This is a genomic window from Trinickia sp. EG282A (assembly GCF_040965455.1).
Lineage (GTDB): Bacteria > Pseudomonadota > Gammaproteobacteria > Burkholderiales > Burkholderiaceae > Trinickia > Trinickia symbiotica.
The window spans coordinates 640,375-655,718 of the sequence record NZ_JBFRCC010000002.1 but is presented as its reverse complement, the minus strand read 5'-3'; the positions used below and the strand labels follow the sequence as shown (position 1 = coordinate 655,718).

The following is a 15,344-nucleotide window of genomic DNA, read 5'->3' as shown; positions in this document are numbered from 1 at the left end:
CGTGGTAACGTTTGGCGTAAAACGATCAATTCTCACGCGTATGTGAGGCGAATTCACAATGGATCTGAGGAAGCTGCCCGCGCTCAACGCCCTGCGCACGTTCGAGGCCGCCGCCCGGCACGAGAGCTTTTCGCGCGCCGCCGATGAGCTCTTCGTCACGCACGGCGCGGTCAGTCATCAAATGCGCGCGCTCGAGGAGGAGCTCGGCGTTGCGCTTTTCGTGCGTACTGGTAAGCGCGTCCGGCTGACGGACGCCGGCAACCGTTATGCGAAGTCGGTGCGCGCCGCGCTGATGACGCTCGCGGACGCGACGCGCGATGTCCGAAGCGGCGAGCGCACGCGGCGTCTCGTCGTCTCCTCGTCGCCGTCGTTTTCGGCCCGCTGGATCACGCCCCGCATCGGCAGCTTCATGGACCGCCATCCCGAGGTCGATCTCGATTTGCTCTCGACGAATGCGCTCGCCGATTTTTCGCGCGACGACGTCGACGTGGCGATCCGCTATGGCCGCGGCAACTATCCGGACCTGCATGTCGAGCTGTTGCTCGATGAAGTGGCGTTCCCCGTCTGCTCACCGACGTTCAACGGCGGCCAACTGCCGAAGACGCCCGCGGAGCTCCTGCATGTCCCGCTTTTGCGCTCCGACACCGATCTCTGGCGGCCCTGGTTCGAAGCCGCCGGGTTGCCCGATGCGACCGAACCGCGGCGCGGCGTGCTCTTCGACGATTCGTCGAATCTTTTGCTTGCGGCAGGAGACGGCCAGGGCGTCGCGCTCGCGCGTAGCTCGATCGTCATGCAGGAACTCGTGGCGGGACGCCTCGTGCGCCTGTTCGATGTCGAAGCGGCGTCCCCGTGGAGCTATTACTTCGTCTGCCCGCCACCGCTCTTGACGAGCGCGCGCGTGCAGGCGTTCCGCGCGTGGATCTTCGAAGAGGTGAAGCGCTTTCGCGCCGTCTACGAGCAAACGTGCGGCGGCGTGAGAAGCGGCGTGAACGAAAGCGGTCCGCTCGCGCCAGCCGCCGTCAAAGGACGACCTTGACCATCGGATGTCCGGTGAGCGCCCGATAGATGTCGTCGAGCTGCTCGCGACTGACGGCGCGCACGGTCACCGTCAGGCCGACATAGTTGCCGCCGCTCGACGGCCGCGTCTCGACCCGCGTCGCGTCGAAGCTCGCGTCGAACTGACGCACGACGGACGCGACCGTGTCGGCGAAATCCGGGTGCGCCTTGCCCATCACCTTGATCGGAAAGTCGCACGGAAATTCGAACAGCGATTCGTTGACCGGGCTCATCGGCTTCACTCCCACCCTTGCACCATCACTTCTTCTTGCTGAACATCAGCATCAGCGAGTCCCAGATCCGTCCGCCGATGCCGGCTTGCGGCACCGGCTGCAGCGCGACGATCGGAACCTGCGCAAGCGTCTTCCCATCCGCCGCGATCTGTACCGCCCCCACTTGCTGACCATCGGCGATCGGCGCGATCAGCGGCGAATTCAGCGTGACTTGCGGCTTCACTTTGTCGCCCATGCCGCGCGGCACGGTAACGTACTGGTCGCTCTTCACGCCGACGGGCACGCTGTCGGCCACGCCCTTGTAGACACGCGGAGTCTGCACCGGCTGATTCGCCTTGAAGAGGCGCACCGTGTCGTAGGCGCTGTAGCCGTAGTTCAGCAGCTTCATGCTGTCCTGTACGCGCTCGTGCTCTTTCTGCTCGCCCATGACCACGGCGACGATGCGGCGCGATGCATCGGCCACGCCCGGCAGCGGGCGCTTCGCCGTCGCGATCAGGCAGTAGCCGGCCGCCTCGGTATGCCCCGTCTTCAGGCCGTCGACGGTCGGATCGAGCCAGAGCAGGCGGTTGCGGTTCGGCTGCTTGATCTTGTTATAGGTGAATTCCTTGACCGAGAAGATGCTGTAGTACTCGGGGAAGTCGCGAATGAGGCGAGCCGAAAGCGTGGCGAGATCGCCCGCCGTCGTGTAGTGCTGCGCATCGGGCATGCCGTTCACGTCGGCATAGTGCGTCCCTTTCATGCCGAGCTTCTGGGCTTCGGCATTCATCATCTCGACGAAATGCGATTCACTGCCGCCCACGAGCTCCGCGAGCGCGATTGCCGCGTCGTTGCCCGACTGCACGATCATGCCGTAGACGAGATCGTGCACGGTCACGGGCTTCTCGGCCTCGATGAACATCCGCGATTCGTCGTTGCGCACGCGGCGCACGGCCAGGCTCGGCGTCACGACCTGATCCATCGAGATCTTCTTGGTCTGCAGCGCCTCGAAGACGAGATAGGCCGTCATCAGCTTCGTCAGCGAGGCGGGCTCCACGCGTTCGTCGGCATTGCCGGAAGCCAGCACCTGATTGGCCGTCGCGTCGATCAGCACCCACGAGCGCGCCGTTACGGCCGGTGGGGGCACCTGGGCCGACGCGCGCGGCGCGTACGCCGCGGCACCGGCCGCGAGCGTCGCGGCGACGAGAAGGCTCACGGGCGCGCCGCGCGCAATCGATTGCGGGATGAACGACGAAGCGAACGACGAGAACGACGAGATCGGCGGAATCGAAGGCACCGACGAAGGGCCGAAGAAGGAAGAGCGCATAGGGTCAGTTCGTGCGAAAGAGAGCATGCGCGCATGGCGCGCGGCGGAAAGAGGCGGCCGGGCCAACGCGAGCGGCGCCGCGACTCGCGGAAAACGATCGGAATGCGGTGGCGGCGAAGCAGCGATTGGACACAGGCGAATGCGACCGGTTCGCGCAAGCGGCCTCGATGGGACGACGCTCGCGCAAAAAAATTGCGCCCATTATACGCGGCGCGGTGCTTCGAAATCGCGTTTTATGAGGACCTGTATGCGCAAATCGATGCATCCGCGCGAGAGGAGCCGCCGCGATCGTGCGCTTTTTTCGCGCACGGCGCCGCGACTCACCTCCAGGCGTCGACGATGATGCGCTTCAACAGATGCAGCTTGCGATGCAGAAAATGCTCGGCGCCCGGAATAACGACGACGGGCAACTCCTGCGGCCGCGCCCACTCGAGGGCCGCCCCGAGCGGGACTGTGTCGTCGATTTCGCCATGAATGACGAGCGTATTGTCGGGCACGGGCGCCACGTCCCAGCGGCTCGCCGCCGTGCCCACGAAGACCATGCGCTCGATCTCCTCGCCCGCCTCGCGCAATGCCGCCGCGACGTGCGACAGCACGACGGTGCCGAACGAAAAGCCCGCGAGCACGAGCGGAGCATCGCTTTGCCCCGGCTGCGCGCGCATGTGAGCGATCACGGCGCGCAGGTCGTCGCGCTCGCCGATGCCGTTGTCGTGTTCGCCTTCGGTCTGCCCCACGCCGCGGAAGTTCGAGCGATACGTGACGTAGCCGAGCTGCACGAGCGTACGCGCGAGCGTGACCGCGACCTTGTTGTCCATCGTGCCGCCAAAGAGCGGATGCGGATGCGCGACGAGGGCGATGCCGCGCGGCGCGCCATCGGGCCGATCGAGCGCGACCTCGATCTTGCCGACGGGCCCGTCGATGAGGAATCGTTGCGTTTGGGCGTTCATGCCGGAGGATTTCTCTCGATGCTCGCGGTCGATCAGCGATCGATCAGCAGACGCTCGACGATTTTGCCGTTGGCAAGATGCGAATCGACGATTTCGTCGATGTCCGATTCGTCGATGTACGTGTACCACGTGCCTTCGGGATAGACGACGACGGTCGGGCCCTGCTCGCAGCGATCGAGGCAGCCGGACTTGTTGATGCGAACCTTGCCGGGACCGGCGAGACCGAGCTGCTTCACGCGTTTTTTCGCGTATTCCTGCATCGCCTCGGCGTTGCAGTTCGCGCAACTCGGACGATCGGCGCCGGGGGCGCGTTTGTTCAGGCAGAAAAAGACGTGGTATTTGAAGAAGGGATCCATGATCTCGTGGCAATGAAAGGGGCGCCGATGAGCCGGCCGATTATAGCGAGCGGCAGGCACTGGCGCTCGCGAGCCGCACAGGGCGCCCCGCCGTCGACAAGCTCGTTGAAGCGATGGACGCAACGCGCGCGCCCGCGCTCGGCCCCCGCCGTCAGCCGTCAGCCGTCAGCGGGACGCGACGGGCGCCTGCATGCCGAGCCAGGCGACGAGCTGTGCAACGAAGTCGTCGCTCGCCGCCGAGAGCGCGCCTACACCGGCCGCCGCGTTCGGCATCATGGCCGGCGCGCGCGCAATGAACGTGTGCTGGGCGAGGACTTGTCCATCGCGCATCAGCGTCGCGCGAGCCGTAATCGCACCGTGGCTCTCGCCCTCCGAATCGAATACCTGCTCGAACTGCTCGAGGTCGACCGTCAAGAGCGGCGCGGCGATATCGCCGCCCGCGAGCACGACGCCTTGCGCCGATAGCGCGGCACGCACACGCTGCGTCAGCAAAAGCGCCGGCGGCATCGTCCAGTGGCTGTGCGCGTAGACAGCCGTGCGGTGCGGATCGGCATAGCTCAACCGGTAGAGGATGTCGTCACTCTCGAGCGAGCGCGGCGCCCGCACGTCGAAGACCCTCACCGCCGGCAACGGCTGACTTTGGGTGGAAGCGCTCGGCGCCGGCCCGAGGTCGTAACGGAGGTCCGACACGGCGGCGGGCGTAGCGAGCGAGCAGCCGCTCACGATGAGCATCGCAACGAATCCGGGCAGCAGCGCTCGCGCGGCCGGCGAAAAAAGACGGTCGATCGAATATGGCATTTGTCGATTTCCCCTGCTTGGCTTGATCGTTCAGTTCATCCGGGCCCTCGGCCCGCGTGGTTCAGCGCGCGGCGGGCGGCGCCGCGGGCCATCGGAATCCGGCCTCGCCCGGGCCGGGCTCCGCGGGTGCGACGCCGAACAGCACGCTTCTCGGGCTCGAGCCGAACACGGCGGCGGCGTGGTCGATCGAGCGCGCCGCGCCGCCGACGTCGGCGGCCAACTCGTTCACGCGCGGCAGCGTGTCGTACTGGACACGCGTCGACATGTTCTCCAGCGAAGCGTCCATCTGCGTGATCGCGGCACTCGCGCGATCGGCCGCGGAGCCGAGCCTCTCGAGGTTCGAGTAGAGCGGCCCGCGCGGCGCGTTGAGATTCGTGACGAGCGCGTTGGCCGAAGCGAGCGTGCGCTGCAGTTGCGTCAGCGTGGCCGGCAGTTGCGTCGCCGCGGGGCCGGCCGCGTGCGCGAGTTCGGTCACGGCGTCGGCCGCGTGCTGAATGCTTGCCGCACTCGCGAGAAGCTGCGTCTGCACCTCGGGCGAAAGCATGGCATCGGCGCGCGTCGCGACGCTCTCGAGCTCGTGCAGCAATACATCGCCGCGTTCCTGCAATTGCTCGAGCAGGCCGGCGTGCATCGGCAGCTGCGCGACATGCTTCGGCGAAGAAGCGATCGGCCTCGGGTCGGCCCCCGTATCGTCGAGCTGCACGAACGCCAGGCCGGTCACGCCTTGCAACGCCAGCGTGCCGAACGTGGAGTGCGTCATCGGCGCGTGCTTGTCGACGAGAATGCGAATGATGATCTGCCCCGGATGCGCCGGATCGAAGCGCAGCGACTGCACCTTGCCGACGTCGAGCCCGCGATATCGGACCGCGGCATCGGTCGTGAGGCCGGTCACGGCCGAGCGCGAGACGAGGTCGTATGGCACACGCACCGTCCGATCCAGATTGAACCAGAAAACCGCGAGCCCGATCGCGACCGACAACCCGATCGCGAATAGCCCGGCCAAGAATGCATGCGACTTGTTTTCCATGCGCGGATTCCCCTGCTCTCCTGTCTGTCGTTACAGCGACACTTCCGCCGATGCGGATGCCAGCGCGGCCGGCGGCAGCTTCGCGCGACGCTCGGGCGGCAACGCCTGCAGGGCGCGCCTTCCGCGCCGCCCGAGAAAGAATTCGCGGATGAACGGATGCTCGACGCCGCAGGCCTCCTCGATCGGCGCCGCGACGAGCACTTTGCGGTCGGCGATGACCGCCACGCGCGTCGAGAGCGACGTCATGGTATCGAGATCGTGCGTCACCATGACGACGGTGAGGCCGAGCGCGCGATGCAGCGTCGCCACGAGCTCGACGAATTCTTCGGACGATTGCGGATCGAGCCCGGCCGTCGGCTCGTCGAGAAAGAGCAACTCGGGCTCGAGCGCGAGCGCGCGCGCGATGCCGACGCGTTTCACCATGCCGCCCGAGAGCGCGGCCGGCATCTTCGACGCATGCTTGCAGGGCAGCCCGACCATTTCGAGCTTGAGCATGACGATGTCGTGAAGCAGCGCGCGCGGCACGCGGCCGAGCTCGCGCAACGGCTGCGCGATATTGTCGAAGACGGACAGCGACGAAAAGAGCGCGCCCTGCTGGAACAGCATGCCGACACGGCTGCGCATGAGACGCGCGGCATGCGGATCGATCGTCGACATGTTCTCGCCGAAAAGCGAGATATCGCCCGAGGTCGGCTGCTCGAGGCCGAGGATCTGCCGCACGAGCGTCGTCTTGCCCGAGCCCGAGCCGCCGACGATCGAGACGATCTCGCCGCGCCGCACGTCGAAATCGAGATGCTCGTGCACGACATTGCCGCCGTAGCGCTTCGTGAGGTCGCGCACCTCGATCACCTTCTCGGCGATGGCGGGCGGCGGACGGTCGCGTACGGCGGCGGAAAGCGGTGCAGTCATGCGAACCTCAGAATCCGACGTTCTGGAACATGATGGCGAACACGGCGTCGGCCAGAATGACGACCGTGATCGAGGTCACCACCGACGACGTCGTGCCCGTGCCCAGGCTTTGCGAGTTCGGCTTGATCCTGAAGCCGAAGTGGCAGGCGACGAGCGCGATGAGGATGCCGAAGGCGGCCCCCTTGCCCAAGCCGATATAGAGGTTCGCGATCGGCACGACCGCGGGCAGCGCCCGCGCGAAGTACGCCACATCGATGCCGAGCACGAGCTGCGCGGCGAGCGCGCCGCCCACGAGCGCGACGATGTCGGTCCACATCACGAGCAGCGGCATGGCGACGGCGAGCGCGAGCACCCGCGGCAAGATGATGCGCAGCCCGTGCGGAATGCCCATGACGCGCATCGCATCGAGCTCCTCCGTCACGCGCATGACGCCGATCTGCGCCGTGATCGCCGAACCCGAGCGGCCCGCGACGAGAATTGCCGCGAGCACGGGCCCGAGCTCGCGGATGACCGCGAGCCCGAGAATGTTGACGATGAACTGGTTCGCCCCGAAGAGCCGCAGCTGCTGAGCCGACAGGTAGCTGAGCACGATGCCGATCAGGAACGCGACGAGTGCGGTGATCGGCAGCGCCTTCGTGCCGGCACTGTAGACGTTGGCCGAGATTTCCGTCCAGGGCGCGCTGGCCGGCCGGCGGACGATGGTGAGCGCGTCGAGCACCACGCGCCCGAACATGGCGACGCCGCCGTAGACGTGATCGGCGAAGCCGAACATCGCATAGCCGAGCCTCGTCACCGGACTGATCCGCTCGACGGGCTCGGGGTCTTCGCGATGCGTCTCCAGCAACGCGATGCGGGCGAAGATGTCGCGCTGCGTCTCGGTGAGCGTGATCCGCTCGGGCATTTGGCGTCCCCAGACACGCCAAAGCGCCTGGCCGCCGACATGGTCCATGCGCTCGACCGCTGAGAGATCCCACTGCGCGGCCGTGTTCCCGATCAGCGACGAGAGCCGCATCGTCGCGCCGGCGCGGGCGCGGTCGCGCGCGAGCGCGAGCGCCGTCCACTGCCCCGACAGCCGGACGAGCGGGCCCGGGCTGCCGGCGCCGATCTGCAGGCCGGGTGGCGTATCGAAGTCCAAGGGAGCGGTGCTCATCCGTTGTGAACAGCGGCCATTGTAGCCAGCGAAGCGTCGATCGTATGCGTCGTTGGCGGCACGTGTCGCCGACATCGCGTCCGAACCGGCGGCGGGGGTACGCGCAGCGCCACTACAATAGCGCCTATGACCGATACCACCCATCCCGCACGGCCTGTCGCGCCGGCGCCTGTCGCGCGCGGTGCGCTCGCGTCCGCCTGCGACGATTGGCGCATCGACCCGGCGCGCGTCCTCTCGGCCACTCGGGCTGCCATTCCCGCCGAGCGGCTCGAAATCGTCGACGAAACGGGCTCGACGAATACCGACCTCATGCAGCGCATGCGGAATCTGCCGCGCGATGCGGCCGAGCCCGGCGTGCACGCCGTTCGCGTCGCCTACCGGCAAACGGCGGGCCGAGGACGCCAGGGGCGCAGTTGGCATGCTGAACGCGGCCGCGCTTTGACGTTCTCGCTCGCCTGCGTGCTGCCGCGCCCGCTGGCGGGCCTGGCCGGTTTGAGCCTCGCGGTCGGCACGATGCTCGTCGAAGCATTGCGCGCCCTGCCGGCGCTCCCCCCCGGCGACGCCGCCCGCATCAGGCTCAAGTGGCCCAACGACATTCTGCTCGACGACGACAAGCTCGCCGGCATCCTTGTCGAGACGGCGTGGAGTACGCCAATCGCAACGGCCGCTGTCATCGGCGTCGGCATCAATGTGCGCGACGACGTCGCGCTCGCGGCCGAACAGGCTACCGCCGGCGCCGGAATGGAGCTGCAGGGAGCCGCGCTCACACGCGCGATGACGCCCGCGGCGCTCGCTCGCGTGTATCCGAACGCTAACCTGACCGAAACGCTCGCGGCCGCGCTCGACGCACTCCTCGGTACGATCGATCGCTTCGCGGCCGAAGGTTTCGCGCCGTTCCGGCCGCGCTGGAACGCCTTCCACGCCTATGCAGGCCGCGAGGTCGCGCTGATGGAGCAAGGCATGGAGGTGATGCGCGGCACGGCCATCGACGTCGATGAGTCGGGGCAACTGCTCGTCGCCACACAACACGGGGTCATGCCGATCGCAACGGGCGACGTGTCTTTGCGCCCCGTGCCCGTCCCGGGACAATCGAACCATCCATGAAGCGCGCGTCCTCTCCGCCCTTTTTGCTGATCGACGCGGGCAACAGCCGTATCAAGTGGGCGCTCGCCGACGCGCCCGGGCTGTTCTTGAGCGAAGGTGTCTTCTCGCACGGGAACGGGAACGGAAACGGAAACGGGAACGACAGCGTGCCCCCACCGGGCGCTGCGACGAGCCTGACCGCCGAGCCCGACTGGTCGTCGTTGCCGCCTCCGGGCGGCGCATGGATCTCGAACGTTGCGGGCGCCGAAGCGGCCGCTCGGATCGACGCGCTGATCGAGCGCCATTGGCCGGCGCTGCCGCGCACGACGATTCGCGCGCGTGACCGTCAATGTGGTGTGACGAACGGCTACGCGGAACCCGCGCGCCTCGGCAGCGATCGCTGGGCGGGGCTCGTCGGCGCTCACGCGGCGTTTCCGGGCGAAGATCTGCTCATCGCGACGCTCGGCACCGCGACGACGCTCGAGGCGCTCCACGCCAACGGCACGTTCGAAGGCGGGCTCATCGCACCGGGCTGGACGCTGATGATGCGCTCGCTCGGCGAGCATACGGCACAATTGCCGACACTCGCCGCCGATTCGGCGCGCGAGCTGGCCGGCGACGCGCTCGCGCGCCGCTGGCTCGCGACGGACACGCGGCAGGCCATTTCGGCGGGCTCGCTGCTGGCACAAGTCGGGCTCATCGAACAGGCGTGGCGCGAGTTTTCGCGGGCGCGCCAGGCGCCCACGCGGCTTGTGCTCGGAGGCGGGGCCGCCGAGGCGGTAGCGCGCGCCCTGAGCGTGCCGTGCACGCGTCACGACGGGCTCGTGATCTCGGGGCTTGCGCTCATCGCGGCCGACGACGCTCGATTGCTTTGAATCAAAGAGGGGGAAGTCAACGATGTTGCGCTGGCTGATCGCCATTCTCGTACTCGCCAACCTGGTCGCCTTCGGGCTCGCGAGCGGCGTGTTGGGGCCGCTGCCCGCATCGGGGCCGCGGGAGCCGAATCATTTGAATCGCCAGGTTCATCCGGAATGGCTGAAGACGCGCCCGATCTCGGCGGCGGAAGCCAACGATCAGGCGATCGTCGGTAAGGCTGCGCCCGAGCCGGCCGTAAAGGCTTCGGCGCTCACGCAATAGGGTCGGGCAACCGTACGGGTGCGCGAGAAGTCGCTCACGCGCCGTGCGCGCGCACCTTCTTCAAGAGCGCTGTCGTCGACCGTTCGTGCTCGAACGGAATCGCAAGCGCGCGCCCACCCCAGCCGCGCACGAGCGACGATTCCGGCAAGGCGTCCATATCGTAGTCGCCGCCCTTCACGAGGATGTCCGGCCGCAGTGCGGCGATCAGATCGATGGGCGTCTTCTCCTCGAAGCCAACGACCCAATCGACGCTTTCGAGGGCCGCAAGCAGCGCCATCCGGTCCTCGTCGCGGTTGATCGGGCGATCGTCGCCCTTACCAAGCATGCGCACCGATGTGTCGCTGTTGACGCCTACGATGAGGCACGCGCCGAGCGCGCGCGCCTCGGCAAGGTAACTGACATGCCCGCGGTGGAGAATGTCGAAGACACCGTTCGTGAAAACGAGGGGCGCGGGCAGCTCGGCACGGCGGGCAGCGAGGGCTTCGCGCGTGACGATCTTGCGTTCGAAGGGGCTCGGCACAGGCTTGTCTGATCCGAAGCGAATGCGTCAGGCAGGCTGATGCTGAGAATCGGACGAGCCCTGCGACTGCAGCCGCGTCGTGACTTCCTTCCGGTAGCGGTTGAGCTCCTGCGCCGTCGTGAAGGTCCGCTCGAAGAGCACCGACAGGTTATGCAGGATGCGCTCGACGACCTTCTTCTCCCAGCCGTCGTCAAAACGGATCTGCTCGTCGAGCCAGCGCTCGAGCCATTCGGGATCGGGCAGGCGCGATTGCACCGTGTCGCGCGGGAACAGCGCCTGGTTCACGTGCAGGTTCGTCGGATGCAGCGGCTTCTCGGTGCGCCGCGCCGACGCCATCAACACGCCGATCTTCGCGAACGCCGCGCGCGCCACGTCGCCGCAGTTCGTCAGCGCCTTCTTCATATAGCGCAGGTAGGCGCCGCCGTGTCGCGCCTCGTCGCGCGAAATCGTCTCGTAGATGTGCTTGATGACGGGTTCCGTGTGCCATTCGGCCGCACGGCGGTACCAGTGATTGAGGCGGATTTCGCCGCAAAAATGCAGCATCAGCGTCTCGAGCGGGGGCGCCGGATCGAACTCGAAGCGCACCGCGTGCAGCTCTTCCTCGCTCGGCACGAGCTCGGGCCGGAAACGACGCAAGTATTCCATGAGCACGAGCGAATGCTTCTGTTCCTCGAAGAACCAGACGCTCATGAAGGCCGAGAAATCGCTGTCGTGGTGGTTATCGCGCAGGAACATTTCCGTGGCGGGCAATGCCGACCATTCGGTAATCGCGTTCATTTTGATCGTCGTCGCCTGCTCGTCGGTGAGCAAGGAGCCGTCGAACTTGTCCCAGGGAATGTCCTTCTCCATGTCCCATCGAACGGACTCGAGCGATTTGTAAAGTTCCGGATAAAGCATGGTGTTCATCGTCCCACCCCTAGTCTGCCCATTGCGACTCGTGTGTCTTCAACTATTGCGGCAGCCGCACCAATAGGCGCACACGAAAAACCGAATTTGCAATTGTACGCGGTAACAGCCGCCGCAAATCGACCGAGCTCAACGGTGTCGGTCCGGCAATCTGCCCGCTCTAGCGGCACGTTTCGTCGCTGGCGATGTCGGTCGCAATGAGTTCGAGCGGGTTTCGCTCAAGGCAACCGAGCCTTTCCTTTCGTGTTCCGGCGGACGGCGGCGCGACGGACTGCCGCGATCTTGGTTTTTGATGTGCGCCCACAGATCGAAAGCTTCGAGATTATATCATGCGCAGGCTGTTCGCCGACGCGATCCAGCCCGCGAGCCGCTCAGGCGCCCGTCGGCGCAGGGCGGCGCCGACGGGCGGCATCATTTCTCGGTCGAAGACGCAGGCGACGAGCCCGCTGGCTTGTCTCCCGGCTTGCGCGCCGCGGAGCGCTTCGCCGCGGGTTTGTCCGTGCCGGCCGGATCCGCCGCGCGCTTGCCCGTCGATCCGCTCTTTGCCGCGTTGCCGCCTTTTTTCGCCGGCGGATCGTTCGTCGCTTCACCCGCGCCGGGGGATGCCGCCGCGCCTGACTGCGCCACGGCGAACGAGGCGAGCTGATTGAATTGCGACTGCAACAGATTCCACCAGGCCGCCGGGTCGAACGCCGCCCCCGCAGGCGCGGCGCCTTGCGGCCCGCTGGCGTTTTCGCCCGTCGATTCGCCCGACTCCGCTTCCTCTCGCGCCGCGCTTTCGCGCGGCTTGGCGCCCCACGCGGACGCGGCCGGAGCGTCTTGCGACTTGGCCGCGCCCTGCGCGGGCTCCGTCATCGATGCCTGCGCGAACGCGCCGAATGCGCGCAACGTGGAGAGGGTCGCGCGCTGCACTTCGAGCGCCTGCGTCGCCGATTGCAGCATGCTCAAATTGAGCTTCAGCCATTGCTCGACCGCTCGCATATCGGTGATGCGCTTATCGAGCTCCTCGACGCTCATGAGCGGCGTCATCATGTCCGACATCGCCGCGAGCGGCGAACCGAGCCCCTGCGCCGTGCCCGGCTGCATGCCTGGGAAGGCGGCACCAAACGGCGTGAGCCGCATCATGTCCCACATCTTGTCGAGCATCTCGGCGGGCGGAAAACCCGGGAAGCCGGGGAACGGCTTGTTATCGCCGGTGGTATCGGTCATCGTCTAGCCTCCGTTGCTGCGTTCGTGGGACATGCGTCGAGCCTTCCTTCAAGCGTGCGTCATTCTTCTGAAAAACCAGTGTAGGCCGGCGGGCGCGCCGAGGCATCGGGCGAAACCCGGCGCGCGAGCGGCGCTTCAGTCCACTTGCGCGAGTCGCGCGGCGGACTGGGCGGAGTCGTCGAGCGGTGCGACGGATTGCTCGATCGCTCCGAAGATCGACTTGCCGGCCTCGTCGAACATCTCGATCTTCACGGTGTCGCCATACTTCATGAATTCCGTCTTCGCCGCGCCGTCGGCTATCGTCTCGAGGCAGCGCTTCTCGGCGATGCAGCAATAACCGCGCGTGGCGTCCTTGTTCGAGACCGTTCCCGAGCCGACGATCGAGCCGGCTCGCAGGTTGCGCGTCTTCGCCGCATGCGCGATCAGTTGGCCGAAGTGAAACACCATGTCGACGCCCGCGTCCGGCTGGCCGACCTTACGGCCATTCCAATGCACCATCATCGGGCGATGCACGCGCCCTTCACGCCAATGATCGCCGAGCTCGTCGGGCGTGACCGCGACGGGCCCGAATGCCGTCGCCGGCTTACTTTGAAAAAAGCCGAAGCCCTTCGCGAGCTCGGCCGGAATCAGATTGCGCAGCGAGACGTCGTTGACCAGCATCACGAGCCGCACGCTGCGCAGCGCGGCGTCAGGCGTGACGCCCATCGGCACGTCGCCCGTCACGACGGCGACTTCGGCTTCGAAGTCGATGCCGAATGCCTCCGACGCGCAGACGATGTCGTCGCAAGGGCCGAGGAAATCGTCACTGCCGCCTTGATAGATGAGCGGATCGCTCCAGAACTCAGGCGGCATTTCGGCGCCGCGCGCGCGGCGTACGAGCTCGACGTGGTTCACGTATGCCGAGCCGTCCGCCCATTGGAACGCGCGCGGCAGCGGCGCCATGCAGTGCTTGGGCTCGAACGCGAATGTGTGGCGGGCCCGGCCCTGATTCAGCGTGTCGTAGAGCTCGTCGAGCTGCGGCCCGTAAAAAGCCCAATCGTCGAGCGCGCGCTGAAGTGTCGGTGCGATCGCGTTCGCGATGACGGCCGTCTGCAGATCGCGCGACACGACGATGAGCTGACCATCGCGCGAGCCGTCCTTGAGCGTGGCAAGTTTCATAGAAGATGGAGGCAGTGTGAGTGGCGTGACGATGAATGCGATCTATTTTACGATGGTGCGAGGCGGCGACCGTTCAGGCTGCCTTGGCTTGGCGCTTGCGCGCTTACGATTACCGCATACACGCCGCGATGCTCCGGCGCGTCCAGGTGACGACGGGCGTTGAGCACGTCGCTTTACTTTCGCTTCCCTTTCTCTTGACGCCGCATCCGCTGTCGCCATGCCACCCGCTTTCACCGCCGCCGACCCTCGCACCACACCCGTCGCTCGTTCAGCCGGTTCACGCGCGGCGCGCTGGTGCGTAGTCCTGGCGGTCGTGCTGATCGTGCACAGCGTAGTCGGTATCTGGTTTTCCCGCGAGCGCGAGACCGCGACGCCTTCCGCCGAAAAGCCGCCTGTCGAAATCGAGCTGCTGCGGCCGCAGCGAATCTCGCGCGAGCCCGCGCACGAAGCGGCGAATCCCTCGCGCCCGGCCGTACCGGCGGCGAAAAAACCGGCCAGCGCGTCTTCCGCCGAGCATGTCCTGCGGGCGATCGCGCCGCATGCGCCGCCCGCGCCGCCGTCGGCTCCCGCTGAAGCGTCCGCGCCGCCGGCCGCATCGGCCGCGCTTGCCGCGAACGGCACGGGGACCGCCGCGAGCGGCAGTGCAACGGCGGGCGAGGCCACATCGGCCGCCAGGAACGCGAACGGCGCGGCGGGTCAGGGCATCAAGTTTTCGACGCCGCCATCGGGCGAGCTGCGCTACGACACGTTCTACAACGGCGTGCGCAACGCGCCCGGCACGATTCATTGGGCGAGCGACGGCAGCGGCTATACGATGGTCGTCTCCGTGCCGTTGCCGTTCGTCGGCACCTACACCTATGCAAGCGAGGGGCGCATCGATGCGTTCGGCCTCGCCCCCCAGCGTTATATCGAGACGCGCGGCCGCCGCGGCCAGGACGTGACGACGTTCGATCGCGCAGCCGGACACATCGCCTTTACGCGAACGCCGTCGACGCTGCCGCTTGCGAACGGCGCCCAGGATCGGTTCAGCGTGATCATGCAACTCGCGAGTCTCGTGAAAGGCGATCCCGACGCTTACAAGCCCGGGGTCACGCGCGAGTTCTATGTGGCGGACAACGACAGCGGCGAACTCTGGCCGATCGAGATGATCGGCGACGAAACGGTGCGCACGCCGGCAGGCTTCGTCGAGGCGCGGCATTTCATGCGCTTGCCGCGGCGCGCGGGCGACGCGCGGCGCATCGACGTGTGGCTGGCCCCGGCGCTCGGCTGGTTGCCGGCGCGCATCATGCAAACGGAGCCGAACGGCGCGCAGATCGAGCTGGTCTGGGGCGGCGCCCTTGCTCCTCCGGGCGCGGAAAATGCGGCCTCTTCGGTGAGACCCGACAATTCGTCCGATAATGGCTTCACAACGCAGCCGTCACGCGTCGAGCCATAGGTCGAAGAGACCCTAAACCAACGGATCCGAGTGCCGTTATAAAAGGTGTCGAGGCGCACGGACGAGCCTCGATATCTGGCCGTCGCGCGCGAACGTTTGGCGCGGGCGAGGTCTAAC

Annotated in this window: 17 protein-coding genes; 5 read left to right on the top strand and 12 right to left on the bottom strand. The window is 66.8% G+C overall.

The genetic code is table 11. The annotated features are described in order from the left end of the window. Positions 1-58: 58 nt before the first annotated feature. Positions 59-1,036, top strand: a complete 978-nt coding sequence (locus AB4Y31_RS10870; RefSeq protein WP_368673925.1) for a transcriptional regulator GcvA — start codon at positions 59-61, stop codon at positions 1,034-1,036. Here AB4Y31_RS10870 and AB4Y31_RS10865 read toward each other — a convergent pair. The 8 genes from AB4Y31_RS10865 to AB4Y31_RS10830 form a co-directional block, all read right to left on the bottom strand. Then, entirely contained in the window at positions 1,020-1,289 is a 270-nt protein-coding gene (locus AB4Y31_RS10865) for a DUF493 family protein (RefSeq protein WP_107149851.1), read from the bottom strand. The genes AB4Y31_RS10870 and AB4Y31_RS10865 overlap by 17 nt on opposite strands. Before the next feature lie 25 nt (positions 1,290-1,314). Next, a complete protein-coding gene (locus tag AB4Y31_RS10860; RefSeq protein ID WP_368673924.1) occupies positions 1,315-2,592 on the bottom strand; it encodes a D-alanyl-D-alanine carboxypeptidase family protein in 1,278 nt (425 codons plus the stop codon). 320 nt (positions 2,593-2,912) lie between these two features. Next, entirely contained in the window at positions 2,913-3,539 is a 627-nt protein-coding gene (locus AB4Y31_RS10855) for an alpha/beta hydrolase (RefSeq protein WP_368673923.1), read from the bottom strand. Positions 3,540-3,571: 32 nt separating this feature from the next. Next, complete coding sequence (locus tag AB4Y31_RS10850) at positions 3,572-3,895, bottom strand: ferredoxin (protein ID WP_018443249.1); 324 nt, start codon at positions 3,893-3,895, stop codon at positions 3,572-3,574. Positions 3,896-4,060: 165 nt separating this feature from the next. Next, positions 4,061-4,693, bottom strand: a complete 633-nt coding sequence (locus AB4Y31_RS10845; protein ID WP_018443250.1) for an ABC-type transport auxiliary lipoprotein family protein — start codon at positions 4,691-4,693, stop codon at positions 4,061-4,063. Between the two features lie 61 nt (positions 4,694-4,754). After that, complete coding sequence (locus tag AB4Y31_RS10840; protein WP_368673922.1) at positions 4,755-5,720, bottom strand: MlaD family protein; 966 nt, start codon at positions 5,718-5,720, stop codon at positions 4,755-4,757. Between the two features lie 30 nt (positions 5,721-5,750). Continuing rightward, the gene (locus tag AB4Y31_RS10835; protein ID WP_018443252.1) at positions 5,751-6,629 is read right to left on the bottom strand and encodes an ABC transporter ATP-binding protein; all 879 of its coding nucleotides are present in this window, start codon (positions 6,627-6,629) and stop codon (positions 5,751-5,753) included. A gap of 7 nt (positions 6,630-6,636) precedes the next feature. Beyond that, on the bottom strand, positions 6,637-7,764 hold the full coding sequence (locus AB4Y31_RS10830) for an MlaE family ABC transporter permease (RefSeq protein WP_368674482.1): 1,128 nt from the start codon (positions 7,762-7,764) through the stop codon (positions 6,637-6,639). Positions 7,765-7,905: 141 nt separating this feature from the next. On the opposite strand from AB4Y31_RS10830, the gene AB4Y31_RS10825 reads away from it, so the two are divergent. The 3 genes from AB4Y31_RS10825 to AB4Y31_RS10815 are packed head-to-tail and all read left to right on the top strand — an operon-like array spanning position 7,906 to position 9,999. Continuing rightward, complete coding sequence (locus tag AB4Y31_RS10825; RefSeq protein WP_368673921.1) at positions 7,906-8,883, top strand: biotin--[acetyl-CoA-carboxylase] ligase; 978 nt, start codon at positions 7,906-7,908, stop codon at positions 8,881-8,883. Continuing rightward, positions 8,880-9,737 carry a type III pantothenate kinase gene (locus AB4Y31_RS10820; RefSeq protein WP_368673920.1) on the top strand — a complete coding sequence of 286 codons (858 nt, stop codon included), beginning with the start codon at positions 8,880-8,882 and terminating at the stop codon, positions 9,735-9,737. Before AB4Y31_RS10825 ends, AB4Y31_RS10820 begins: the two co-directional genes overlap by 4 nt. Before the next feature lie 22 nt (positions 9,738-9,759). Next, complete coding sequence (locus tag AB4Y31_RS10815) at positions 9,760-9,999, top strand: hypothetical protein (protein ID WP_368673919.1); 240 nt, start codon at positions 9,760-9,762, stop codon at positions 9,997-9,999. A 34-nt stretch (positions 10,000-10,033) separates the two neighbouring features. Here the strand turns inward: AB4Y31_RS10815 and rfaE2 are convergent, their stop codons facing one another. The 4 genes from rfaE2 to AB4Y31_RS10795 form a co-directional block, all read right to left on the bottom strand. Then, positions 10,034-10,519, bottom strand: a complete 486-nt coding sequence (rfaE2, locus tag AB4Y31_RS10810; protein WP_368673918.1) for a D-glycero-beta-D-manno-heptose 1-phosphate adenylyltransferase — start codon at positions 10,517-10,519, stop codon at positions 10,034-10,036. A 27-nt stretch (positions 10,520-10,546) separates the two neighbouring features. After that, entirely contained in the window at positions 10,547-11,416 is an 870-nt protein-coding gene (locus AB4Y31_RS10805) for a ferritin-like domain-containing protein (protein ID WP_368674481.1), read from the bottom strand. Between the two features lie 420 nt (positions 11,417-11,836). Continuing rightward, positions 11,837-12,634 carry a PhaM family polyhydroxyalkanoate granule multifunctional regulatory protein gene (locus AB4Y31_RS10800; RefSeq protein ID WP_368673917.1) on the bottom strand — a complete coding sequence of 266 codons (798 nt, stop codon included), beginning with the start codon at positions 12,632-12,634 and terminating at the stop codon, positions 11,837-11,839. A gap of 135 nt (positions 12,635-12,769) precedes the next feature. Continuing rightward, complete coding sequence (locus AB4Y31_RS10795; protein WP_368673916.1) at positions 12,770-13,792, bottom strand: fumarylacetoacetate hydrolase family protein; 1,023 nt, start codon at positions 13,790-13,792, stop codon at positions 12,770-12,772. A gap of 217 nt (positions 13,793-14,009) precedes the next feature. Between AB4Y31_RS10795 and AB4Y31_RS10790 the strand changes: the two genes are divergently transcribed. Beyond that, positions 14,010-15,227, top strand: a complete 1,218-nt coding sequence (locus tag AB4Y31_RS10790; RefSeq protein ID WP_368673915.1) for a DUF3108 domain-containing protein — start codon at positions 14,010-14,012, stop codon at positions 15,225-15,227. Positions 15,228-15,344 lie beyond the last annotated feature (117 nt).

Excerpts from the sequence above, each read along its gene's own strand:
- AB4Y31_RS10870 (WP_368673925.1), top strand. The coding sequence starts at position 59 with ATGGATCTGAGGAAGCTGCCCGCGCTCAACGCCCTGCGCACGTTCGAG.
- AB4Y31_RS10865 (WP_107149851.1), bottom strand. The coding sequence starts at position 1,289 with ATGAGCCCGGTCAACGAATCGCTGTTCGAATTTCCGTGCGACTTTCCG.
- AB4Y31_RS10860 (WP_368673924.1), bottom strand. The coding sequence starts at position 2,592 with ATGCGCTCTTCCTTCTTCGGCCCTTCGTCGGTGCCTTCGATTCCGCCG.
- AB4Y31_RS10855 (WP_368673923.1), bottom strand. The coding sequence starts at position 3,539 with ATGAACGCCCAAACGCAACGATTCCTCATCGACGGGCCCGTCGGCAAG.
- AB4Y31_RS10850 (WP_018443249.1), bottom strand. The coding sequence starts at position 3,895 with ATGGATCCCTTCTTCAAATACCACGTCTTTTTCTGCCTGAACAAACGC.
- AB4Y31_RS10845 (WP_018443250.1), bottom strand. The coding sequence starts at position 4,693 with ATGCCATATTCGATCGACCGTCTTTTTTCGCCGGCCGCGCGAGCGCTG.
- AB4Y31_RS10840 (WP_368673922.1), bottom strand. The coding sequence starts at position 5,720 with ATGGAAAACAAGTCGCATGCATTCTTGGCCGGGCTATTCGCGATCGGG.
- AB4Y31_RS10835 (WP_018443252.1), bottom strand. The coding sequence starts at position 6,629 with ATGACTGCACCGCTTTCCGCCGCCGTACGCGACCGTCCGCCGCCCGCC.
- AB4Y31_RS10825 (WP_368673921.1), top strand. The coding sequence starts at position 7,906 with ATGACCGATACCACCCATCCCGCACGGCCTGTCGCGCCGGCGCCTGTC.
- AB4Y31_RS10820 (WP_368673920.1), top strand. The coding sequence starts at position 8,880 with ATGAAGCGCGCGTCCTCTCCGCCCTTTTTGCTGATCGACGCGGGCAAC.
- AB4Y31_RS10815 (WP_368673919.1), top strand. The coding sequence starts at position 9,760 with ATGTTGCGCTGGCTGATCGCCATTCTCGTACTCGCCAACCTGGTCGCC.
- AB4Y31_RS10805 (WP_368674481.1), bottom strand. The coding sequence starts at position 11,416 with ATGCTTTATCCGGAACTTTACAAATCGCTCGAGTCCGTTCGATGGGAC.
- AB4Y31_RS10800 (WP_368673917.1), bottom strand. The coding sequence starts at position 12,634 with ATGACCGATACCACCGGCGATAACAAGCCGTTCCCCGGCTTCCCGGGT.
- AB4Y31_RS10795 (WP_368673916.1), bottom strand. The coding sequence starts at position 13,792 with ATGAAACTTGCCACGCTCAAGGACGGCTCGCGCGATGGTCAGCTCATC.
- AB4Y31_RS10790 (WP_368673915.1), top strand. The coding sequence starts at position 14,010 with ATGCCACCCGCTTTCACCGCCGCCGACCCTCGCACCACACCCGTCGCT.